This window comes from uncultured Sulfitobacter sp. (assembly GCF_947500075.1).
Taxonomy (GTDB): domain Bacteria; phylum Pseudomonadota; class Alphaproteobacteria; order Rhodobacterales; family Rhodobacteraceae; genus Sulfitobacter.
On the sequence record NZ_CANMQS010000003.1, the window covers coordinates 74,679 to 94,852 of the forward strand.

The following is a 20,174-nucleotide window of genomic DNA, read 5'->3' on the forward strand; positions in this document are numbered from 1 at the left end:
AGACACAACCGCCAGCTGAAGCAACCCGAGCGTCGGGCCTGAACCCGACGCATTTGCTCAGACACTTTCAGCATGTGCCTTGATATAGGCGTAGATCTCATCCTTCAGCGCCATACGTTCCCGGCGCATCTGGGTCATATGCGTGTCTGACGTCGGCTCGACGTCTGTTTCTGCCCGGTGCACATCGCGGTTCAGGGTGTGGTAGCGGTCCGCCAGATTGGCGAAATGCTGATCCGTCTGGCGTAGCTGCGCCATCTGGTCTGCCATCTCCGGGAACTCTTCGGCCAGTTCATGAGGGGTGTGTGACATTGTGGGTAACTCCTTGTTGTTGTGTGGGGCTCTCGTGGATCACTGCTTGGGATGCAGAGATGACGCGAGGATATGATCGGTTTGTTGCAGAACCGCCTGTGCCTGATGGTAGATCAGCGGGTCGGGCGGTGTGGCGACCTCGGGGTCCTTGCCGGGGTAGTCCAATTGGGACAGGAAGTGCCGCATGCACGTCAGCCGCGCGCGTTTCTTGTCGTTGGAGCGGATCACCGTCCAGGGCGCATCGGCGGTGTCGGTATAGAAAAACATCGCTTCCTTGGCTTCGGTGTAGTCCTCCCATTTATCCAGGCTGGCGCGGTCGATCGGGGACAGCTTCCAGCGCTTCAACGGGTCAGTCTCGCGGGAGGCAAAGCGTTTCTTCTGCTCATCCTGCGTGACGGAGAACCAGTATTTGAACAGCTTGATGCCCGACCGGGTCAGCATCCGCTCGAACTCCGGCGTCTGGCGCATGAATTCGAGGTATTCGGCAGGGGCGCAGAAGTTCATCACCCGTTCGACACCTGCCCGATTGTACCAGGAACGGTCATACAGAACCATTTCACCCGCCGTGGGCAGATGTTTGATATAGCGTTGAAAGAACCATTGGCCGCGCTCTTCGTCCGTGGGCTTGTTCAGCGCCACCACCCGTGCGGCGCGGGGGTTGAGGTGTTCGGTGAACCGCTTGATCGTGCCGCCCTTGCCCGCTGCATCCCGGCCTTCGAACAGCAGCACGTATTTCTGACCTGTCTCCTGCACCCAGTGCTGCACTTTCAGCAATTCCACCTGAAGGGCAGATTTCTCTGCCTCATATGTCTTGGTGTCGAGCTTTGTCTTGTAGGGATAGGTCCCTTTTTCAAACCCGGTGACCTCTTTCACTTTCTCTTCGATTTCAGGTGCGCTTTCGGACACATCGGGTTTTTTGAGCATCAGTAGCCTCTTTTCCATTTGGGATGATTTTGAGCGCTTCAACACTACACCAGCGGCAGCTTGTCGCACTTTGATTTGAATCAATTTTGCGCAGGGATGACGGAGCTTGATCCCCGCAGCAATCCTGCCTATACCCCGCCCATCCGGAATCGCTTTGTCGCGGCTCCGGTGCTTTGCGTTTTTCGCAAAGGCACAAGGAATGACGATGCACCCTCCGGTGGGCCACTGCGGTGAAGCCCGACATACAGACCGAAGCTCTGATCGCGTAAACAACTTCGTGGCATACCACGAGCATCATAGGAGTAAGGTCAATGGACCTGATCGCAGAACTAGAGGCGGAACAGATCGCCGAACTGGGCAAGGAAATCCCTGATTTCCGCGCCGGCGACACCATCCGCGTAGGCTTTCGCGTGACCGAAGGCACCCGCACCCGTGTGCAGAATTACGAAGGCGTGTGCATCGCGCGCAACAATGGCCATGGCATTGCCGGGTCATTCACCGTGCGCAAAATCAGCTTTGGTGAAGGTGTGGAACGTGTGTTCCCGCTGCATTCCACCAACATCGACAGCATCACCGTGGTCCGCCGCGGTCGCGTGCGTCGTGCCAAGCTGTACTATCTGCGCGCCCGCCGCGGCAAGTCCGCGCGGATCGCAGAGAACGCCAACTACAAGCCCAAAAAAGCCTAAAGGAGCGGTGCGATGAAAGCCGAGACACATCCCGAATATCACACCATCAACGTCAAGATGACCGACGGCACCATGGTGGAAATGAAATCAACCTGGGGCAAGGAAGGCGACACACTGGCGCTGGACATTGATCCTACCGTGCACCCTGCATGGACCGGCGGCAGTTCCCGCCTGATGGACACCGGTGGCCGCGTGTCCAAGTTCAAGAACAAGTACGCAGGTCTGGGTTTCTAAACCCTCCCTCCGTCACAGAATCACATGGAAAAGCGCCTCGGTTCCGGGGCGCTTTTTGTGTTGGTCAGGGGCTGCTTTGGTGCAAGGTGTCCGCCATTGTTGCAAATCTCGCGCCAATTCACCGGCATGTCCGCAGCCCGTATCCAAGCGCGCATCAAAGGTCAGATATTAGCTGAAGCACCGCCTTGTTTGGCACACACAGGAATGTGACAGTGCCCCAAGTTATTGTAAAATATGTGTTTCGTTTGATTGACCGGGGACAACTATGAACATCAGCCTGACAGCAGCCCTCAGCATGGCGGCGATTATTGGATCGGTTACCACGACATCAGCCACGACAGTCCATGTCACGACGCAGACCGGCACACCGTATGTGTCGCCCGTTGAGGTACGGGCTGATACCGGGTCGCGCGGTGTGGATCTGGCGGGCGCTCAAGTCACCGCGACCTACGCGGACACCACGCGCGAAGTCATGACCTGGGGGGCGCTTGACGCCTTCACCGCCGGAGAGGCGCGCGGCACGGATTTCGCGATTTACATGGACTTCGAAGGCTTCGACATCCGCGCCACCAAGCAACTCACGCAGTTGCGCATCGATCTGAGCCTGTCTTTCTCGATCGTGGATGGGTCCGGACGGTCGGTCTTCGATGTGCTCACCGCTGACACGGGACAGCCCGGCAACACGCCCAGCTCCGCTTTTGGGTTCCCGGTGCGGTTCGACAACAAGTCATTTGCACAGGTGAGCTTTTTCGGGGCGCTTCTGCCTTTTGGTGAAACCACCGTCGCGCCAGAGGGCAGCGTGACCGCCAGCTACTCCGGCAGCGTCAGCATTGGTGCTGCACCTGTACAGGGGGATCTGTTCTCAACCCTCGAGATTGATTTTACCGGGCTGTCAGATGGCTATTTCGTGGGTGATGCGAATTTCGAGACCGATATTGATACCCTGCGCGTGACCGCGCCTGTGCCTTTGCCCGCGGGTCTGCCCCTGTTGCTGCTGGGGTTGAGCGGTCTGGCCCTTGTGCGGGTGCGCAACAAACGCTGAGGCAGCACCTTAGGTCGGCTGTCGCTCTGCCCCGGCAAAACCCGCCCGCAGGGACGCCACCGCACCATAGGCGATCAGCATGTAGGACAGCAGTTCCAGCCCTTCCTGAATGGCGGCTTTGACGCCGGGCTGGTAGTTTTCTTTCATGACACCTTCCCAGAGGTCGCCGGTGCCGAACAGCCGGGTGAAGATGATCAGCAAAGCGAACCCCAGATAGACAAACGTCGCCTCCCGCCCGGTCAGATATTGCAGCATGGGCGCCACAAAGGTGCCCTTGTTGCGCAAAGCGATGATGATACCCAGCGCCAGCATAGCCAAGGCCGGATACAGCCAGAAACCGTGTGTGATGTAGTCGAACAGGAAATCGAGCTCCCGAATACTCAGGATGGCAAACAGGGTGCCGCCCAGGACCAGAAATGCCCGTTTGTCCGGGTGGGTCTGTGCGCCCCGGTAAAAGCAGACCATCGCTATGAACGCGCCAATGTTGTGCAGAAGCTCCGTGAGGGATTCTTCACTCATCTCCTGACCCAGAACGTTGGTATCAAGATAGACCACAAAAGGCACCGCAGCGAGCAGCAGACACAGCAGCACAAACTCCAGCGCGGTCCAGAGCAGGCGATTGCCATTTGAGCGTGATGTGTCCATCTGCGGTTCCTTTCCTGCGTCGCCTTTGGGACGTCATATGGCCCTCCCCCGGGCACGCCACAACGGGCCGGGCGGCGCATCGGCGGAATCCCAGACAGGTTATACCTCCCGTTGCAAAAAAGTCATAAGTTTTGCCCGTCACTGCGGGTGGCGCATTGCAAGGATTGGGTCCCTTCCCAAAGGATAAAACCCCACATATAGTGCCGTTCAACAACAACCTGACTATGAGCAGGGCAGGCAAAGGGGCTTGAGATGGCGCATATTATCGTCGTGGGGAACGAAAAGGGCGGTGCGGGCAAGTCGACGGTGTCGATGCATGTCGCAACTGCCCTGTCGCGCATGGGCCACAAGGTCAGCGGTCTGGATCTGGACCTGCGCCAACGCACATTCGGCCGCTACATCGAAAACCGCATTGCCTTTAACAAGGACGCCGGACTGGCGCTGCCCTGCCCCGGCATCAATGAACTGCCTGAGATTGACGTCTCCTCCCTGCGGCCGGGTGAGAACGTGTATGACCATCGGCTCAGCGCTGCGGTGGCAGCGATGGAAGCCAGCAACGACTTTATCCTGATCGACTGCCCTGGCTCGCATACGCGGCTCAGTCAAGTGGCGCATTCGCTTGCCGACACGCTGATCACACCCCTGAACGACAGCTTCATCGACTTTGATCTGCTGGCCCACACAGACCCCACCGGGGAAGAGATCACCGGCCCGTCGGTGTATTCCGAAATGGTCTGGAATGCCCGCCAGTTGCGCGCCCGCGCCGAACTGCCACCGATTGACTGGATCGTGGTGCGCAACCGTCTGGGTGCGCAGCGCATGGTCAACAAGGAGAAGATGGAGCGGGTGATCAACAACCTGTCCAAACGTATCGGTTTCCGCGTGGCGCCAGGCTTTAACGAGCGGGTGATCTTCCGGGAGCTGTTCCCACGCGGGCTGACCTTGCTGGATCTCAAGGACATTGGCGTCAAACAGCTGAACATCTCGAACGTGGCGGCGCGTCAGGAGTTGCGCGATCTGATCAAAGCGCTGAAACTGCCCGGTGTGACGGTGGATTTCTAGCGGACCTTCTGCCGCAACAGCAGGACGGTGTTCGAGACGACCAGCGCCCCGATGACAATGGCACCACCGATCAGCGTGTAGACGCCGGGGTTTTCGCCGATCACCGCCCAGGCCAGAAGCGGCGCCAGAACGGATTCCAGCAAGACCAGCAGCCCGACCTCCGCCGACGTGATGTAACGCGGCCCGATGGAGATCAGCACGGAGCTGATCAGAATCACCGCCGCATGCCCCAGGACAAGCCCCGTTTCAGACACCGGCATCGACAAAGGCGCTGCAAAGGGTGCAATCAGGATCGCCGCACCAAGGTAGGCCATCGACACACCCGGCACCATGGAGACAGAACGCACCTTGCGCGCCGCCGTCAGAGCGGCAGCAAACAGGGCAGAGACCCCCAAGGCCAACAGATCGCCTGCCAACCGCGCGCCTTCGGTCTCTCCTGATCCGTAGGCAATCACCGCGAGACCCGGTGCGACGGCGGCCATCGTCAATAGCATTCGCAGCGTGAAGGGTTCAGCCAGAAACACCCGGCTGAGAATCGCCGCAAAGACCGGCAGGGAGGCGATGATGAAAACCACGTTTGCAACGGATGTCAGGCTGACAGCCATGACGAACAAGACGCCACTGGCGCCCACTCCGATCAGGTACACCACACCGTAGCTTCCCGTGCCCAACACCGCGCGGAACGGCGCCGTCCCTTGCGTCACCAACAGGAAAAGACCGGAGAGGCCGCCTGCCAGAAACAACCGCCAGAAGGCGATGGTCAGCGCCTCGGCATCGATCAGGCGCACAAAAAGGGAATCCGGGACCACAAACAAGACCCCCAGAAAGGTGATCAACAGGCCTTTTGCTTGATCAGACATGGCTTTACCTGCCCCCATTCCGGGTACAAGTAAAGCTGGCTCACCCATGGCAGACCCCTCGCGGTTATTTTTACCTTTCGAAAGGGGTGGCGTTTTTCGCTCATTTGTGCCGTTATTCGACCTTATCGTCTAGGTCATTCACCTAGGCTGCACGGGCGCTCTTCATGGCAGCTTCTACCTGATCTGTTTTTGAAAGAAGGGCGCATGACGGAGAGTACACCAAAACCCCCGTGAGCGATACGAGGGACGCTGCACAGGGCCACAAGAGCCCGCGGCTCAACAGAGAGGAAGAACATGAACTATTTGACACGTACCGGTAAGCCACTGCCCCAAGCAGTGCTGAATTCCGCGGAAGCGGCCAAGAAGGACCCGGTCAACCGCCGTGAGTTCCTGGCCCTTGCCAGCGCCTTTGGTGCAACAACGGCAACCGCCTATGCCATGATCGGCATGGCGCCCCCCGCGCATGCGGATGGCCACGGCAACAAATCCGAAGGCGGCACTGTCCGCATGCAGATGGAAGTGCGCGCGCTGAAGGACCCACGGACCTACGACTGGTCCCAGATCGCGAACTTCTCACGCGGCTGGCTGGAGTATCTGGCGATCTATGAGAACGACGGGACGTTCTCTCCTGCGCTTCTGGAAAGCTGGGAGATCAACGAAGACGCGACAGAATACACATTGAACGTCCGCAAGGGCGTGAAGTGGAACAACGGCGACGACTTCACCGCCGATGACGTGGCGCGGAACATCGCGGGCTGGTGTGACAAGGACGTCGAAGCCAATTCCATGGCAGGTCGTTTCGGAACACTGATTGATGCGGACACCAACAAGGCCATTGAAGGCGCGATTGAGGTTGTAGACAGCCATACCGTCAAGCTGAAGCTGCCAGCCTCCGACATCACGCTGATTGCGGGCATGGCGGATTATCCTGCGGCGATTGTGCACAGTTCGTTTGATCCGGCGACCATGATGGACAACCCCATCGGCACCGGCCCTTACCTGCCTGAATCGCTCGAAGTGGGCGTCAAGGGTGTGCTGGTCAAGAACCCTGACCACGCATGGTGGGGCACAGATGTGTTCGGCGGCCCTTACATCGACCGTCTGGAATACATCGACTACGGCACCGACCCCTCTGCCTGGATTGCGGCGGCGGAAGCGGACGAAGTGGATGCGTTCTATTCCATGGAAGGTGAATTCATCGACATCATGTCCACGCTGGACGGCTGGGTCGAGCATGAGATTGCCACAGCGGCAACCATCGTGATCCGTCCCAACCAGCTGGCCGAAGTGGATGGCATGCAGCCTTATGCGGACAAGCGTGTGCGTCAGGCCATCGGCATGGCCGTGGACAATGAGATCCTGCTTGAGCTGGGTTATGCCGGGCGCGGGATCGTGGCAGAAAACCACCACGTCGGTCCCATGCACCCTGAGTATGCTGAACTGCCCCCACGCAAGGTTGATCCCGCAGCGGCCAAGGCGCTGATGGAAGAAGCCGGCATGGCAGATTTCGAGCATGAGCTGATGTCCATCGACGACGCATGGCGCAAGGACACCACAGACGCGGTGGCCGCACAGCTGCGCGACGCAGGCATCAAGGTGAAACGGACAGTTCTGCCCGGCTCCACCTTCTGGAACGACTGGGCGAAGTATCCGTTCAGCTCCACCAACTGGAACCACCGCCCGCTGGGCGTGCAGATCTGGGCGCTGGCCTATCGCACCGGCGAAGCATGGAACGAGTTTGGATATTCCAGCGAAGCGTTCGACGCCATTCTGACCAAAGCCCTTGCCACAGCAGATGTTGAAAAGCGTCGTGCGCTGATGGCCGAAGGCCAGGCGTTGCTGCAGGAAGATGGTGTGACGATCCAGCCGTACTGGCGGTCGCTCTACAACCACACCAAAGACGGACTGCTGGGCTCAGCGCACCATATCTCGTTCGAGTATCACCCTGCACGGATGGCTTGGTCCGCTTAAGCGACACTGTCTGTCAGTGGAAATCAACAAAGGGCTGCGCATCTGCGTGGCCCTTTTTGTTGGCGTTCAGCGGATTTTCAAGGCTGTCTCGGTCTGGGACACCCAAGCGCGGACCTGCGGCAGGGTCAGACCCAGGATCACCCGATCTGACGGGCATCGCGCCAATTGCGCCCGCACCATCGCGCAAAGCCGTGCCGCCGCCCGGGGGCGGTCCATGCGGTGTTTCATCCGGGCGTTGGCCAATTGGATCAAGGCCTGCACCATGTCGCGTTCTGCCGATCCTTCAGGCGTGCGGGTCCAGACGGCTTCCAGCACCTCGTGACATTCCCAGAAATACCCTGCTTGCAGATAGGCACGTCCTGCAATCCAGGCCTGAGTCTGGGGCAGATCCTGCACATCAACAGTGGCCGTGACGCTGGCCTTGATCGGCGCGAACCACTCCTTGGCGGGCTCATCTTCTCCGATCCCTGGCAAATAGGCCATGGGCGGCACCGGCACGCCGGGGGGGAGTTCTCTCAGTTCACCCATTTCAGGACGCCCTGTCTTGTCGGTTGTTTCATTGTCAGCTGGCTTCGCGCAGGCGGAAACGCTGCACTTTGCCAGTCGCTGTCTTAGGTAGCTCATCCACCACTTCGATCCAGCGGGGGTATTTCCACAGCCCGATCCGTTCTTTCACGTGGCTCTTCAACGCTTCTTTGAACGCATCATCCGCGGTGCCGTTCTGGAGGATGATGTAGGCCTTTGGCTTTTCCAGCCCGTCCTCATCCCGCGCCGCAACCACTGCGGCCTCAAGCACCTGCGGATGGCTGACCAACGCGCCTTCGACCTCAAACGGGGACAGCCAGATGCCGGAGACCTTGAACATGTCATCCGTGCGCCCGCAATAGATCAGCCGCCCATCCGCACGGCGTTCGTATTTGTCGCCCGTGCGGGTCCAGACGCCTTCGAAGGTGCTGCGGGTTTTGTCACGCTGGTTCCAATAGCCCTGCGCGGAGGAGGCGCCGTTGACCAGCAGTTCACCAATCTCTCCCGCGCCCACTTCGCGGTCGGTTTCATCAACCAGCCGCATGTCATAGCCCGGCACCGGAATGCCAGACGTGCCATATTCAAAGTCATCTTCCCGGTTGGACAGGAAGATGTGCAACATCTCAGTCGAGCCCACACCGTCGAGGACCGTCACGTTCATATGTTCCGCCCAGCGGCTGCCGATATCGGCAGGCAGCGCCTCACCGGCAGAGATGGACAACCGCAGAAGCGCGTCCGGCGCGCCGGTGCGATCCATTTCCGCAACCATCCCGGAATAGAGCGTCGGCACCCCGCAAAAGAGCGTGGGTTTGTATTGCTCAATCGTCTCCAGCATCACCTGCGGCGTGGGCCGTCCGGTATAAAGCAGCACGCTGGCCCCAACGGACAGCGGGAAGGTCAGCGCATTGCCAAGGCCATAGGCAAAGAAGAACTTGGCAGCGGACAGGACAAGATCGCTTTCGTGGATGTTGAGGATATGCGCCCCATAGGTATCCGCCGATGCTTTGAGCGCGGAATGCACATGCGTGACACCCTTTGGCCTGCCGGTGGAGCCGGAGGAGTAGAGCCAGAACGCCACCTCATCAGGGCTGACCGCGCGGGTGGGTTGAGGGGTGGCACCTGCGGTGAAATCATCAAACGACCGGGTGCCGTCGGGGGCTTCACCGATCACGACAATCTCGCGCAGGTAGGGGTTGTCGGCCACGATGGGCGCGACCACGGGCCAGAGGTCGGCTGAGACGACCAGAATGGCTGCACGGCTGTCGCGCAGGATCGCGTCATAGATCGGCGTGGCCAGCAGCGTGTTCAGGGGGATCGGGACAACGCCCGCTTTCAAACCACCCCAGAAGAGCTGTGGAAACTCGATCTGGTCCAGCACCAGCAGTGCCATCCGTTCTTCGGGACGAATACCCGCGCGGGCAAGCGCACCCGCCACAAGGTCACTGCCTTCAGCCATCTGGGCATAGGTCAGGCTGCGGCCTGTCTGGACTTCAAGGTAGGCGCATTTGTCTCCGCGACCCTCCGACGGGTGGCGGTCCACAAAAAATGTGGCGGCATTGGCATGAACAGATAGCATAGTTCCCCCTTCGACTCAGACCAGTTTGCCCCTTTAACAGGTAATTTCAACTATGGCGCGTAGCTTATCCCGGATCGGCGTTCAAGCGCTCACGCGGGGTCAGGGCAGTAAGAACAACGTAATGGCGGGGAACATCACAAGGATGACCACCCGCACGATATCGGAACCGACAAACCACAGAACCGCTCGGTAGGTTTGGGTCATCGGCGTTTCACGGTCCATGGAGTTGATGATGAACAGGTTCATCCCCACCGGCGGCGTGATCAACCCCACTTCGACGACAATAAGCACCAGAATGCCGAACCAGATCGCCACGTGTTCCGGGCTCATCCCGAAGTCCATCGCGGTGATCACCGGAAAGAAGATCGGCACGGTCAGCAGAATCATCGACAGGCTGTCCATCAGGCAGCCGAAGATAAGATAGAACAGCAGGATGATGCTGAGCACGAACCACGGGCTGAAGGCCTGCCCCACCACCCAGTCGGCCATGAATTGCGGCACGCCCGAAAGCGCGAGAAAGCCGTTGTAAAAGCCCGCCCCCAGCACGATGAAGAAAATCATCGCCGTGGTGCGCGCGGTGCCCAGCAGGCTGTCACGCAGGCCCGCCCATGTGAGGCGTCCGGAAAAGAGCGCGGCAAGACCCGTTCCTGCGGCCCCAACGGCTGCCCCTTCGGTGGGCGTGAATACGCCTAGGTAGATACCGCCCACCACCAGCAGGAAGATCACCAGAACCGGAAGTGTGTAAAGCAGCGCCGTGAACCGTTCGACCATCGGGACCGGTGGGCGGGTGCCTGCGGACTCGGGGTTCAGGCGCACATAGATGGAAATAGTGATGATGTAGCCAAGTGCAGCCAGCAAGCCGGGAACAAAGGCGGCAAGGAACAGTTTGGCGATGTTCTGTTCGGTCAGGATGGCGTAGATCACCAGAATGACAGACGGCGGGATGAGGATGCCCAGCGTCCCCCCTGCCGCCAGTGTGGCGGTGGAGAACCCCCCCGAATAGCCGTAGCGTTTCAACTCCGGCAGGGCGACTTTCGACATGGTGGCTGCCGTGGCCAGTGACGATCCGCAGATCGCGCCAAACCCAGCGCAGGCACCTACCGCCGCCATTGCCACACCGCCGCGGCGGTGGCCAAGGAAGCCTTCGGCCGCGCGGAACAGCGATTGCGACATGCCTGACAGCGTTGCGAATTGACCCATCAGCAGGAACAGCGGGATGATCGACAGCGAGTAGCTGGAGAACGTTGTGTAGGTTTCCGACTTCAACTTGGCCAGCAGCGGCGTCGGGTTGCCGCCCATCGCCCAGTACCAGCCGCCAAAGCCGCACAGCAGCATTGCCAGACCAATCGGCGCGCGCAGGAAGATCAGCAGCAGCAGGACGGGGAAGGAGTAGAACCCAAGCTCAAGGTTGCTCATGCTCAGGCGCTCTCTTGCTCGGAGGGGAGGATGTTCTGGCCCAGCACCGCTTCCTTGATGCGCGCGAATGCGCAGTAGATGGCGATCGTGCAGGCCACAAGGCCCGAGGCGAAGCTGGCCGCATAACCCCACCAGACCGGGAACTGGAGAAAGAACGTGGTTTCCCCATTGCCGATATAACGCTGCATCCCTTCAAAGAGCCGCCAGATGATCAGCAGGATCACCAATGCCAGCACCACTTCCCAGAACGCCTTGATCCAGCGGGTGACGCGGTCCGGCAGAGCCATGGTAAAGACATCCACCGTTGCATGGGCGCCGTAGAACTGGGTGATCGGCAGGAAGGAAAAGATGGCAAAGGCAACGCCTGCCTCAAGCAGTTCGTAGGTGCCGGTGATTTCCCCCACACCAAACCAGCGGCCCGTGATGGAAATGCTCACAAGCGCGATCAGCGCGATCAGAACCAGACCACCCACAAGTGCCGTGAGCCGCGCCAGCGCGTGGATAAAGCGGTGCATGATATGTCCTGTTGTCCCTGCCTGCCAGGTCAGGTGCGCACGTTCGCGCGCACCAGTCGTTCTTAACGCACGAAGGATCAGCCGCCGTCGTAGCCGTTGATCAGCCCGCGCGCCTCATCGATGAGCGCCTGACCGTCGATGCCCTTTTCGGTCATATCCGCCAGCCACTGGTCATAGATGGGTGCAGCCGCGTCGATCCAGACCTGCGTTTCCTCTGCGTTCAGCGCCACGATGTTGTTGCCCGCATCCACCGCCAGCTTGCGTGAAGGTCCATCAGAGGCTTCCATCGTGCCGCCTGCGAAGACCGAGAACTCCAGCCCGGAGTTGTCGTCGATCACTTTCTTGAGGTCATCGGGCAGGCCTTCGTAGCGGTCCTTGTTCATCGCCAGCACAAAGGTCAGCGTATAGAGCATGTTGCCAGTGAATTCGGTGTGGTTGGTGACCAGTTCCGGCACCTTGAGGGCCTTGGTGACTTCCCAAGGGATCGTCGCGCCGTCAATCACGCCTTTGGACAGGCCTTCAGGGATCGCGGGGACGGGCATGCCAACGGGCGTGCCGCCCAATTGCTCGATCAGCTTGGACGCCAGCCGGGAGCCGCCGCGCAGTTTCATACCGGTCATATCCGCAGGTGTGCGGATTTCCTTGTTGGCGTGGATCAGGCCGGGGCCATGGACCCATGTGCCAAGAATGTGCACATCCTTGAATTCGGTGTCTTTCATGTGCGTCTCGAACATCTGCCAGTAGGCAGCGCTTGCCGCTTTGGCGTCGGTCACAAGGAACGGCAATTCAAAGACTTCGGTGCGCGGGAACCGACCGGGCGTGTAACCAACCACGGTCCAGACGATGTCGGCCACGCCGTCGATTGCCTGATCCATCAGCTCCGGTGGCTTGCCGCCCAACTGCATCGACGGGTAGCGTTCGACCTTGATCCGGCCTTCGCTGTCTTTCTCAACATTGTCGGCCCAGACATCCAACACCAGCTTGGGCACATTGGCCTGTGGTGGCAGGAACTGGTGCATGCGCAGCGTCACGTCCTGCGCCATGGCTGTCGTCGCCGTCAGCGCAGCGGCAACAGTGGCGCCCGCAAGGCCCAGCAAAGTGCGGCGAAAAATCATTGGTCTCTCCCTTTGATATGAGCGTGGTGCCACCCCGTTATCGGGCGTGCATCATCGTGTTCAGGTTGTAATCAGACAGCACCTGCCGTGCCGCGTCAATCAAGCTGAGGCGGGAATGGGTGAAAAATGTGCCATCAGCCGCATTCCTGCCAGAAATGGGCGGAAACGCACAGCCTCAGCGACCTGAACAGAGATGGAAAGGGGGAGGTGGTGGCGTTACCTGGATTTGAACCAGGGACCTAACGATTATGAGTCGTTCGCTCTAACCAACTGAGCTATAACGCCGTGAGCGCGTGGATTAGGCCAGCACCGACGATCCGTCAAGCCCTAAACCAGTGCAATCTGTCCAGATCAATGCGCAGGCGAGGCCACAACATCCAGGAGGCTGCGCCCGCCGTCCACGGTGATCACTTCGCCGGTCATGAAAGACGAACTCTCTGCCGCGAGGAACTGCACGGTTTCGCACAGCTCCGTTGGGGCGGCGATGCGGCCAAGGGGGGTGTTTTGGCGGATGTCATCGCGCCATTCGCGATTCTCTGCCACAGCGGTGCGCAGCGACGCGCTCATCACCGATCCGAATGCGATGGCGTTGACGCGAATGCGGTGTTCGGCAAGGACCATGGCCATCGACCGGGTCATCTGCTGCACGGCGGCCGCCGCGATGGCGTATCCCATCAGATCAGGCCGTGTCTGTCGCGCGGCGATAGAGCTGAGATTGACGATTGCGCCGACCTGTCCGTCTGCTTGTTTCTCTGCCTGCTTCATCATGCGTTTGGCGACCAGCTGCGACAGTGTCAGCGCCGTCATCAGGTTCTGATCCAGCAGGGTGGAGACAGAGGTATCTTCCATATCAAGCGCGTCCGTGACCATGACCTGCCGGGACGCATTGACCAGAATGTCCACCTGATCATAGGCATCAATGGTCGCAGAGATGAGATTGGCAATGGTCAGCCGTTGCCGAAGGTCGCCCGCAAAAACGCGGATGTTGCCGTCTTCGGGTTCGCTGCCCAGTTCTTCGATCAGCTTTTTCTCATTCATGTCGGCGGCCATGACGTTGGCCCCGCGATCCGCCAGATGACGGGCGATGGCCAATCCGATACCGTCCGCGGCACCGGTTACAATTGCTGTCTTGCCCTTGATCGAAAATGCCATGGACCTGTCCCTTGCAAATGCTCAGCGCCGGGGGCGCAAAGGTCGTGTTGCATGAAAAAGCTTGAACCGGGCGTCGCCGCCAATCTCGCTTACCTCTGCAAAACGCTTTTTCAGCTCGGCTTCATAGGGCAGATGGCGGTTCGCGACCATCCATAAATCCCCGTGAGAGGACAATATCCGCGCGGCTGACGCAACGAAAGCCTGTCCGATCTGCGGCTCTGACGCGCGCCCACGGTGAAACGGTGGGTTCATCACCACGGCATCCATGCGGTGCGGCGGCGCCCAGGTGGTTGCGTCTTCCCAGTGGAAAACGGCCCTGTCATCGGTCACATTGTGGCGGGCGCAGGCCATCGCCATGTGCCCCGCTTCGACAAGATGCACCTTGGTGACGGCGTCACGGGTCAGCACATGGGCGGCAAGGTATCCCCAGCCCGCCCCAAGATCGGCGACCTCCCCCTTCATCTTGTCGGGCAGCGCGTCCACCAGAAGGGCCGAAGCCAGATCGACCCCATCGGCGGAAAACACGCCAGGCGCGGTCCAGAACCCGCCATCGGTCAGCGCCGGGCCCGCTTCCCAATCGGCAAAGCAATCTGCAGCCGGTGCTTTGATCCAGAAAAGCTTGCCATGTGCCTTGGAGATCGGCCCTTCGACACTGACGCGCGCCCGCATCGCCTTGAGGATTGAATCGACGCCATCGGTCTTTTGTCCGTCGATGACGACAATGCCATCGCTCAGTGTACAGGCCTCTGCCACCATGGCGCGGGCTTCGGCCTTGGCGCGAGGCAGGCAAACGATGGTGGCGGCGTAGCGGGCGCTGGGGCTGTGCATGACTTCAAAGCCGCGTGCAGACCAGGCGTCAAAGCTGGGTTTGAAATCGTGGATAATGTGGCAGCGCTCCGGCGGCAGCCCCGGCAGATCCGCGTCGTCAGGCGGATTGAAAATGGCAATCAGCCCTTCGTCGGCCAGGTCCATTGCACCGCCGCTGATCGCCAACTGCAATCGTGCGTCGATCACGCTATTCTTCTTTTTCCATGGTGCATTGCAGCGGATGCTGGTGGCGGCGGGCAAAATCCATCACCTGCGCGACCTTGGTCTCCGCAATCTCGTGACTGAAGACACCGACCACGGCCAGACCTTTCTTGTGTACGGTCAGCATGATCTCAAACGCCTGCGCGTGGTTGAGACCAAAGAAACGCTCAAGCACATGAACGACGAATTCCATCGGGGTGAAGTCGTCGTTCAACAACATCACCTTATAGAGCGGCGGGCGCTTGGTCTTGGGTTTGGTCTTGGTCAGCAGATCGGTCTGATCCTCCCCGTCCGAGCCGTCTTCCGACATCGCCACAGGGGTCAGGGCGGCCCAAAGGCTGTCCATATCGTCTTGTGTCATGTTGTCTTCAGGGCGCATTGCTGCTCCATCGGGTGAAGGGAATCTGTTGTGCTATGGGTTGTCTATATAACCTGTGCAGGGCGTTAGAAAAGAGGGTGCCTGAAATGAGCGTCGCATTGACCACGATCGGCTTTGATGCCGACGATACGCTTTGGCACAATGAACGGTTCTTTGCCCCGACCCAAACGCATTTCGCGACCCTTTTGGCGGACTACACCGACAGCGCCACCCTGATGGCCCGTCTTGAAGCGGCAGAGCGTCGGAACCTGCCGCATTATGGATTTGGAATCAAAGGCTTCACCCTGTCGATGATTGAAACCGCGATAGAGGTGACAGAAGGGCGCGTATCAGGCACCGTCATTGCAGAATTGCTGGATGCAGGGCGGGATATGCTGTCTCATCCGGTGGATATTCTGCCGGATGTGGTGGCGGTCCTGGAGAAGCTGCGGGCAGATCACAAGTTGATCGTGATCACCAAGGGGGATCTGCTGGATCAGGAGCGCAAGTTGGCGCAATCGGGGTTGCGAGATCACTTCGACGCGGTTGAGATTGTGTCGGACAAGACCACCCAAGTCTACGGCACACTTTTTGCGCACCACGGCACGGGCGTGGATCAGGGGTTGATGGTGGGCAATTCGCTTGCTTCCGACGTGGTGCCGATGATCGAAGCGGGGGGTGTCGGGGTGCATGTGCCGCATGACCTGACATGGGCACTGGAAACCGCGCCAGCCCCGCACAGCGATCGGTTCCATGAAATCGCAGGTCTGGGTGCACTGCCTGATCTGATTGAGCGGATCACCGCCGTCTGAGTCTGTCTTCGAATCTGGGCAGACTGCCTGAATTTCGCCTCATTCTCGCCTTAATCGCGCAGGTTGTGGGAAGCCCATGCTGCACCGCAATATCTGGACAGCGAAAAGCGCGTTTTTTCCGCAACATAGCTCCTGCCGTGGGTTTATTGAAAACGCCGGGTATGTTACGGTATTTGTAATAAATAAAAGTGGTCAGTCGAAAAATCGACGATCTGAGGCAGAAAAAGGCAGGTTTAGAATGAAGGTGCGGCGCGTGCAGCCGGCCCGATTGGGGCTATTTATTTTTTCGGCAATTTGGCTTTTGGTGGTGGTGCCGCTGAGCGCGATGGCAGCGCCCTATGCGGCTTATGTGATTGATGCGCGCACGGGGAAGGTTCTGCATTCGCGGAATGCCGATACCCGCCTGCATCCGGCATCCCTGACCAAGATGATGACGGTTTACATCGCCTTTCAGGCGGTGGAACGGGGTGAGATTTCGCTGGATACCAAGGTGACGATCTCCAAGAAAGCCGCAGCAGAGCCACCAAGCAAGCTGGGCCTGCGTCCGGGGCAGCGCATTGCTCTGCGCTACCTCATTCGCGCGGCTGCGGTGAAGTCTGCCAATGATGCCGCCACCGCGATTGGTGAAGCCATTTCGGGGTCGGAGGCGAAGTTCGCGCGCCGGATGAACCGCACGGCCAAGCAGCTTGGCATGACCCGCACCACCTTCAAGAACATGCACGGGCTGACCGAAGCCGGGCACCTGTCCACCGCACGCGACATGACGATCATGGGTCGGCATCTGCTCTATGATTTTCCTGAGTATTATAACCTGTTCTCCCGCAAGACGGCAGATGCAGGCGTGCGCAAGGTTAGCCATACCAACCGCCGCTTTCTGAACGCCTACAAAGGCGCGGACGGCATCAAGACGGGCTATACCCGTGCCGCAGGCTTTAACCTCACCGCGTCAGCAGAGCGCGGGAATGAGCGGATCATCGTGACCGTCTTTGGTGGCAAATCAACCACGTCGCGCAATGCCAAGGTGGCGGAACTGATGGATCTGGGATTCCGTCGTGCGCCATCCCGTGCACCGCTGCGCAAGCCCAAGCCACCGGCGTATATCCCTGACGATTCACCCCGCATCGCCTCTGCCGGGACGGTGGGAGGCGCAGGCAAGACCATTCGGCTTGTGGGTGCTGTGAAGACATCGAAGCGGCCCAAGGTCAGACCGGGCGCGATGGTGCCGGTTCTTGTCGCACAAGAAAGCACGCCTGCTGTGACCAATGCCGACGTGACCGCCGCACTGAAAGAGGCTGTTGCAAGCGCACCTGAACCCGCGACCGTTCCGGTGGCTGCATCGGACGGCAGTGTGAAACTGGCGGCAGCGACCACATCAATCCGCCCCGCAGCACGGCCCAAGACAGTGCAGGCCCGCGCCGCCAAACCCGTTGAGCAGGAAGTCGTAACCCGCGTCTCGACCTCCGGCGGGCGGCACTGGGGCGTCAATGTGGGCCGGTTCCCCAACCGCTTTGCGGCTGAGAAGATCCTGCTGAAGACCGCATTGGCTGAAATGGCAACGCTGGATGGCAGCCTGCGCAAGGTCGTGAAACGTCCACAGGGGTTTGATGCCAACTTCCTTGGCATGACCCGTGAAAGCGCGGATCTGGCATGCCGTCGCTTGGCCGCGCGCAATGTCAGCTGCTTTATGATTGGTCCCGGTTGAGGTCAGCTTTTGCCTCCCGGCGCAACCATTGCACAAAAGACTTCAGTGCAGGCCGCATGACACCGGGTTTCGTGACAAGGTAGTATCCCGCACCCGGCGCATCCTCGAGCGCGACCACCCGCAGGCGGCCTGCGGCGATATCATCCTCCACAAAGCAGCGCACAGTCACGGCGATCCCCTGACCGGAACGCGCGCCTTCCAGCAGCAGGTTTCCGGGCAACTGCGTCATGCCGAAGCCGGCTTCGCGATGAACGCCCTGTTGCTCCAGCCAGCTGTCCGCCTCTGATCGGCCCAGCTCTTCGAGCCAGGGCAGACGCGCCAGATCGGCCGGTTTCGGCACCGGGCCATCTGTACCTACAAGGGAAGGTGCTGCCACCACCACAATCGGGGATTGGACCAGCATCTCACACTCCAGCCCCGGCCAATCGCAGGTGCCATGGCGGATCGCCAGATCCACACCGTCCGGGCCAAGATCGGCCAGCTTCGGGGTTGGGTTCAGCATCAGGTCGACATTGGCGAATTTCTCACGAAACCGCGGCAGGCGGGGCATCAGCCAGGATGCCGCAAAGGTTGGTGTCAGCGAGATATGCAAAGGCTGGGCCGCCCGTGCGCCCGTCAGCACCTGCGCCATGGAGATCATCCCGCCAAAGCCTTGTCGCACCGCATCTGCCATCTGTATCCCGTCAGGGGTCAGGGCAAGTGCCCGACCGCTGCGATCGAGCAGGACAAGATCAAGATGCGCTTCGAGGCTGCGTAACTGCTGACTGATCGCGGCATGGCTGACGCCAAGGGCATCACCCGCAGCCACGACAGAGCCTTCTTCGGCAAAGGCCGCGAAGGCGCGCAAGGATGACAGGGGCGGTAGATCACGCCAATCCATATTAAACCTCAGCTTACATAATATCAGGATCCATGAGTCGCATATAACGCCGTCTTAGGTCAATGATAGGTTCACCAACACAATCAGAGCAGGAGAGACACCATGCTGAACATCTATGCACACTCGTTCATGACCGCCACAAGAACCAACTGCACAAGGCTCCACGATGTGCCGCCTGCCAATGCTGAGAAACGTCGGCGCTGGTGGCAGTCGCGCAGGCAGGTCTGCGTTGATCTGACAAAACTCTGATCTCACAAATTCAATGCTGGAGTCGGCACATGGCTGAACTTACACAAGACCTCTCCCCTCAGGCCGGGGAACGTATGACCGGGACGGCCCTGATCAAATGGGCTGCTTCGATCTTTCAGATCATGGGATATGGAGCCACTGCCTTTGGCATGACCCCGTTGAACATCTATCTGTTCTTCGCCGGCCTGATTGGGTGGTTCATTGTCGGGGTTCTTTGGCAGGACCGGGCAATCATGCTGATCCATGTGGTGGCCTTTGGTGCCATGGTTGCCGGATTGCTGGGGGCCGCAAGTTAAGGAGCTTCCTCCGGCGCTGTCACCGCCTTGTAGAGATGCCAGGTCGCATGTCCCAGCACCGGCATCACCAGAAACAAGCCCAGAAACAACGGCACCATGGCAGCCAGCGTGGCGGCTGCAATCAGCACGCCCCAGAACAGATAGACCACCGGCGCCTCCTGCACAGCCACGATTGACCGCAGGAGCGCAGACATGAAATCAACATCCCGGTCCAGCAGCATCGGCATCCCCAACACGCTGATGGAGAAGACAACAATCGCAAAGACCGCGCCGACTGCTGTGCCGAAGGCCAGCATGCTCAGCCCCTCCGACGTGAAGAATACGTCGAGGGAGGACGAGACATTGGTCATCGGCGAGAGGCCCAAGAACAGGGCAAAGATCATGTGGCCAAGGAAAAACCAGAACAGGAATACCACGATGATGATCACGGCCAGCCATGGCAATTGCCCCGTGCGCGCGCGCCAGACCACGCCCATGACCTGCGACAGGGCCAAGGGTTCGCCCAAGCTGCGGCGACGACTGACTTCATAAAAGCCAAGCGCCGCCAAGGCCCCTACCAGCGGAAAGCCCATCACCGCGAGGATCAGCCAGAAGGTGTGGCCGGTTGCATAGGTGATGCCCGTCATCAGCAGCCCTGCAATCACAAAGAAGCTGGCGAAGAACAGATCGGCCATTGGGGCTGCTGCAAAATCGCCGAAGGCGGCGGTCAGACTGCTGCGGATGTCGGCAAAATGTGGTGCGCGTATTGTGGGAACGCCATGGGGTCTTTCTGTCATGGCGTAAGTATTGCAATTATTCCGAGGAAATCAAACCGGT

General features: G+C 59.6%; 23 protein-coding genes and 1 tRNA gene. 9 read left to right on the forward strand and 15 right to left on the reverse strand.

Annotation, left to right across the window (positions count from 1 at the left end):
• Positions 1-57 precede the first annotated feature (57 nt).
• Both Q1A91_RS10180 and ppk2 read right to left on the reverse strand, forming a co-directional pair.
• Entirely contained in the window at positions 58-309 is a 252-nt protein-coding gene (locus tag Q1A91_RS10180) for a YdcH family protein (protein ID WP_299876407.1), read from the reverse strand.
• Positions 310-348: 39 nt separating this feature from the next.
• Entirely contained in the window at positions 349-1,233 is an 885-nt protein-coding gene (gene ppk2, locus Q1A91_RS10185; protein WP_299876409.1) for a polyphosphate kinase 2, read from the reverse strand.
• Between the two features lie 311 nt (positions 1,234-1,544).
• On the opposite strand from ppk2, the gene rplS reads away from it, so the two are divergent.
• The 3 genes from rplS to Q1A91_RS10200 all read left to right on the forward strand — a co-directional run bounded on the left by rplS (position 1,545) and on the right by Q1A91_RS10200 (position 3,195).
• Positions 1,545-1,919: a 50S ribosomal protein L19 gene (rplS, locus tag Q1A91_RS10190; protein WP_299876411.1), complete on the forward strand. Its 375-nt coding sequence runs from the start codon at positions 1,545-1,547 to the stop codon at positions 1,917-1,919.
• 12 nt (positions 1,920-1,931) lie between these two features.
• Positions 1,932-2,153: a 50S ribosomal protein L31 gene (gene rpmE, locus Q1A91_RS10195; RefSeq protein WP_299876413.1), complete on the forward strand. Its 222-nt coding sequence runs from the start codon at positions 1,932-1,934 to the stop codon at positions 2,151-2,153.
• Between the two features lie 265 nt (positions 2,154-2,418).
• Positions 2,419-3,195 (forward strand): VPLPA-CTERM sorting domain-containing protein, encoded by a 777-nt coding sequence (locus Q1A91_RS10200; protein ID WP_299876415.1) that lies wholly within the window; start codon positions 2,419-2,421, stop codon positions 3,193-3,195.
• Between the two features lie 9 nt (positions 3,196-3,204).
• On the opposite strand, the gene Q1A91_RS10205 is transcribed toward Q1A91_RS10200, so the two are convergent.
• Positions 3,205-3,840, reverse strand: a complete 636-nt coding sequence (locus tag Q1A91_RS10205; protein ID WP_299876417.1) for a hypothetical protein — start codon at positions 3,838-3,840, stop codon at positions 3,205-3,207.
• Positions 3,841-4,092: 252 nt separating this feature from the next.
• Between Q1A91_RS10205 and Q1A91_RS10210 the strand changes: the two genes are divergently transcribed.
• Complete coding sequence (locus Q1A91_RS10210) at positions 4,093-4,902, forward strand: division plane positioning ATPase MipZ (protein WP_299876419.1); 810 nt, start codon at positions 4,093-4,095, stop codon at positions 4,900-4,902.
• On the opposite strand, the gene Q1A91_RS10215 is transcribed toward Q1A91_RS10210, so the two are convergent.
• Positions 4,899-5,762 carry a DMT family transporter gene (locus Q1A91_RS10215; protein WP_299876421.1) on the reverse strand — a complete coding sequence of 288 codons (864 nt, stop codon included), beginning with the start codon at positions 5,760-5,762 and terminating at the stop codon, positions 4,899-4,901. The genes Q1A91_RS10210 and Q1A91_RS10215 overlap by 4 nt on opposite strands.
• Positions 5,763-6,056: 294 nt before the next feature.
• Here Q1A91_RS10215 and Q1A91_RS10220 point away from each other — a divergent pair, with 294 nt between their 5' ends.
• A complete protein-coding gene (locus Q1A91_RS10220; protein WP_299876423.1) occupies positions 6,057-7,733 on the forward strand; it encodes an ABC transporter substrate-binding protein in 1,677 nt (558 codons plus the stop codon).
• A 66-nt stretch (positions 7,734-7,799) separates the two neighbouring features.
• On the opposite strand, the gene Q1A91_RS10225 is transcribed toward Q1A91_RS10220, so the two are convergent.
• The 9 genes from Q1A91_RS10225 to clpS form a co-directional block, all read right to left on the reverse strand.
• Entirely contained in the window at positions 7,800-8,261 is a 462-nt protein-coding gene (locus Q1A91_RS10225; RefSeq protein ID WP_299876426.1) for a DUF309 domain-containing protein, read from the reverse strand.
• A 34-nt stretch (positions 8,262-8,295) separates the two neighbouring features.
• Positions 8,296-9,834: a benzoate-CoA ligase family protein gene (locus tag Q1A91_RS10230; RefSeq protein ID WP_299876428.1), complete on the reverse strand. Its 1,539-nt coding sequence runs from the start codon at positions 9,832-9,834 to the stop codon at positions 8,296-8,298.
• 99 nt (positions 9,835-9,933) lie between these two features.
• Positions 9,934-11,250 (reverse strand): TRAP transporter large permease, encoded by a 1,317-nt coding sequence (locus Q1A91_RS10235; RefSeq protein ID WP_299876430.1) that lies wholly within the window; start codon positions 11,248-11,250, stop codon positions 9,934-9,936.
• 2 nt (positions 11,251-11,252) lie between these two features.
• Entirely contained in the window at positions 11,253-11,765 is a 513-nt protein-coding gene (locus Q1A91_RS10240; RefSeq protein ID WP_299876432.1) for a TRAP transporter small permease, read from the reverse strand.
• A gap of 77 nt (positions 11,766-11,842) precedes the next feature.
• Positions 11,843-12,880, reverse strand: a complete 1,038-nt coding sequence (locus Q1A91_RS10245; RefSeq protein WP_299876434.1) for a TRAP transporter substrate-binding protein — start codon at positions 12,878-12,880, stop codon at positions 11,843-11,845.
• Between the two features lie 208 nt (positions 12,881-13,088).
• A tRNA-Met gene (locus Q1A91_RS10250) sits at positions 13,089-13,165 on the reverse strand.
• A gap of 66 nt (positions 13,166-13,231) precedes the next feature.
• Entirely contained in the window at positions 13,232-14,032 is an 801-nt protein-coding gene (locus Q1A91_RS10255; protein ID WP_299876435.1) for an SDR family NAD(P)-dependent oxidoreductase, read from the reverse strand.
• 21 nt (positions 14,033-14,053) lie between these two features.
• On the reverse strand, positions 14,054-15,046 hold the full coding sequence (locus Q1A91_RS10260; RefSeq protein ID WP_299876437.1) for a class I SAM-dependent methyltransferase: 993 nt from the start codon (positions 15,044-15,046) through the stop codon (positions 14,054-14,056).
• A gap of 1 nt (position 15,047) precedes the next feature.
• Entirely contained in the window at positions 15,048-15,371 is a 324-nt protein-coding gene (gene clpS / locus Q1A91_RS10265; protein WP_299877709.1) for an ATP-dependent Clp protease adapter ClpS, read from the reverse strand.
• A gap of 155 nt (positions 15,372-15,526) precedes the next feature.
• Here clpS and Q1A91_RS10270 point away from each other — a divergent pair, with 155 nt between their 5' ends.
• Together Q1A91_RS10270 and Q1A91_RS10275 are read left to right on the forward strand one after the other, a co-directional pair.
• On the forward strand, positions 15,527-16,231 hold the full coding sequence (locus tag Q1A91_RS10270; protein ID WP_299876439.1) for an HAD family hydrolase: 705 nt from the start codon (positions 15,527-15,529) through the stop codon (positions 16,229-16,231).
• A 238-nt stretch (positions 16,232-16,469) separates the two neighbouring features.
• On the forward strand, positions 16,470-17,933 hold the full coding sequence (locus Q1A91_RS10275; protein ID WP_299876441.1) for a D-alanyl-D-alanine carboxypeptidase family protein: 1,464 nt from the start codon (positions 16,470-16,472) through the stop codon (positions 17,931-17,933).
• Here the strand turns inward: Q1A91_RS10275 and Q1A91_RS10280 are convergent.
• Positions 17,914-18,813: a LysR family transcriptional regulator gene (locus tag Q1A91_RS10280; protein ID WP_299876443.1), complete on the reverse strand. Its 900-nt coding sequence runs from the start codon at positions 18,811-18,813 to the stop codon at positions 17,914-17,916. The two genes, Q1A91_RS10275 and Q1A91_RS10280, sit on opposite strands and share 20 nt — an antisense overlap.
• A 102-nt stretch (positions 18,814-18,915) precedes the next feature.
• Between Q1A91_RS10280 and Q1A91_RS10285 the strand changes: the two genes are divergently transcribed.
• Both Q1A91_RS10285 and Q1A91_RS10290 read left to right on the forward strand, forming a co-directional pair.
• Complete coding sequence (locus tag Q1A91_RS10285) at positions 18,916-19,062, forward strand: hypothetical protein (RefSeq protein ID WP_299876445.1); 147 nt, start codon at positions 18,916-18,918, stop codon at positions 19,060-19,062.
• Positions 19,063-19,136: 74 nt separating this feature from the next.
• Positions 19,137-19,358, forward strand: a complete 222-nt coding sequence (locus Q1A91_RS10290) for a DUF6552 family protein (protein ID WP_299877712.1) — start codon at positions 19,137-19,139, stop codon at positions 19,356-19,358.
• On the opposite strand, the gene Q1A91_RS10295 is transcribed toward Q1A91_RS10290, so the two are convergent.
• Positions 19,355-20,134: a DUF2189 domain-containing protein gene (locus tag Q1A91_RS10295; protein ID WP_299876447.1), complete on the reverse strand. Its 780-nt coding sequence runs from the start codon at positions 20,132-20,134 to the stop codon at positions 19,355-19,357. The two genes, Q1A91_RS10290 and Q1A91_RS10295, sit on opposite strands and share 4 nt — an antisense overlap.
• Positions 20,135-20,174: the final 40 nt, after the last annotated feature.

What these genes read in the sequence shown, in the direction of transcription:
- rpmE (WP_299876413.1), top strand. Translation starts at nt 1,932, where the DNA reads ATGAAAGCCGAGACACATCCCGAATATCACACCATCAACGTCAAGATG.
- Q1A91_RS10205 (WP_299876417.1), bottom strand. Translation starts at nt 3,840, where the DNA reads ATGGACACATCACGCTCAAATGGCAATCGCCTGCTCTGGACCGCGCTG.
- Q1A91_RS10220 (WP_299876423.1), top strand. Translation starts at nt 6,057, where the DNA reads ATGAACTATTTGACACGTACCGGTAAGCCACTGCCCCAAGCAGTGCTG.
- Q1A91_RS10290 (WP_299877712.1), top strand. Translation starts at nt 19,137, where the DNA reads ATGACCGGGACGGCCCTGATCAAATGGGCTGCTTCGATCTTTCAGATC.
- Q1A91_RS10285 (WP_299876445.1), top strand. Translation starts at nt 18,916, where the DNA reads ATGCTGAACATCTATGCACACTCGTTCATGACCGCCACAAGAACCAAC.
- Q1A91_RS10280 (WP_299876443.1), bottom strand. Translation starts at nt 18,813, where the DNA reads ATGGATTGGCGTGATCTACCGCCCCTGTCATCCTTGCGCGCCTTCGCG.
- clpS (WP_299877709.1), bottom strand. Translation starts at nt 15,371, where the DNA reads ATGTCGGAAGACGGCTCGGACGGGGAGGATCAGACCGATCTGCTGACC.
- Q1A91_RS10275 (WP_299876441.1), top strand. Translation starts at nt 16,470, where the DNA reads ATGAAGGTGCGGCGCGTGCAGCCGGCCCGATTGGGGCTATTTATTTTT.
- Q1A91_RS10210 (WP_299876419.1), top strand. Translation starts at nt 4,093, where the DNA reads ATGGCGCATATTATCGTCGTGGGGAACGAAAAGGGCGGTGCGGGCAAG.
- ppk2 (WP_299876409.1), bottom strand. Translation starts at nt 1,233, where the DNA reads ATGCTCAAAAAACCCGATGTGTCCGAAAGCGCACCTGAAATCGAAGAG.
- Q1A91_RS10215 (WP_299876421.1), bottom strand. Translation starts at nt 5,762, where the DNA reads ATGTCTGATCAAGCAAAAGGCCTGTTGATCACCTTTCTGGGGGTCTTG.
- Q1A91_RS10235 (WP_299876430.1), bottom strand. Translation starts at nt 11,250, where the DNA reads ATGAGCAACCTTGAGCTTGGGTTCTACTCCTTCCCCGTCCTGCTGCTG.
- Q1A91_RS10180 (WP_299876407.1), bottom strand. Translation starts at nt 309, where the DNA reads ATGTCACACACCCCTCATGAACTGGCCGAAGAGTTCCCGGAGATGGCA.
- Q1A91_RS10270 (WP_299876439.1), top strand. Translation starts at nt 15,527, where the DNA reads ATGAGCGTCGCATTGACCACGATCGGCTTTGATGCCGACGATACGCTT.
- Q1A91_RS10200 (WP_299876415.1), top strand. Translation starts at nt 2,419, where the DNA reads ATGAACATCAGCCTGACAGCAGCCCTCAGCATGGCGGCGATTATTGGA.
- Q1A91_RS10225 (WP_299876426.1), bottom strand. Translation starts at nt 8,261, where the DNA reads ATGGGTGAACTGAGAGAACTCCCCCCCGGCGTGCCGGTGCCGCCCATG.
- Q1A91_RS10295 (WP_299876447.1), bottom strand. Translation starts at nt 20,134, where the DNA reads ATGACAGAAAGACCCCATGGCGTTCCCACAATACGCGCACCACATTTT.
- Q1A91_RS10230 (WP_299876428.1), bottom strand. Translation starts at nt 9,834, where the DNA reads ATGCTATCTGTTCATGCCAATGCCGCCACATTTTTTGTGGACCGCCAC.
- Q1A91_RS10245 (WP_299876434.1), bottom strand. Translation starts at nt 12,880, where the DNA reads ATGATTTTTCGCCGCACTTTGCTGGGCCTTGCGGGCGCCACTGTTGCC.
- Q1A91_RS10240 (WP_299876432.1), bottom strand. Translation starts at nt 11,765, where the DNA reads ATGCACCGCTTTATCCACGCGCTGGCGCGGCTCACGGCACTTGTGGGT.
- Q1A91_RS10255 (WP_299876435.1), bottom strand. Translation starts at nt 14,032, where the DNA reads ATGGCATTTTCGATCAAGGGCAAGACAGCAATTGTAACCGGTGCCGCG.
- rplS (WP_299876411.1), top strand. Translation starts at nt 1,545, where the DNA reads ATGGACCTGATCGCAGAACTAGAGGCGGAACAGATCGCCGAACTGGGC.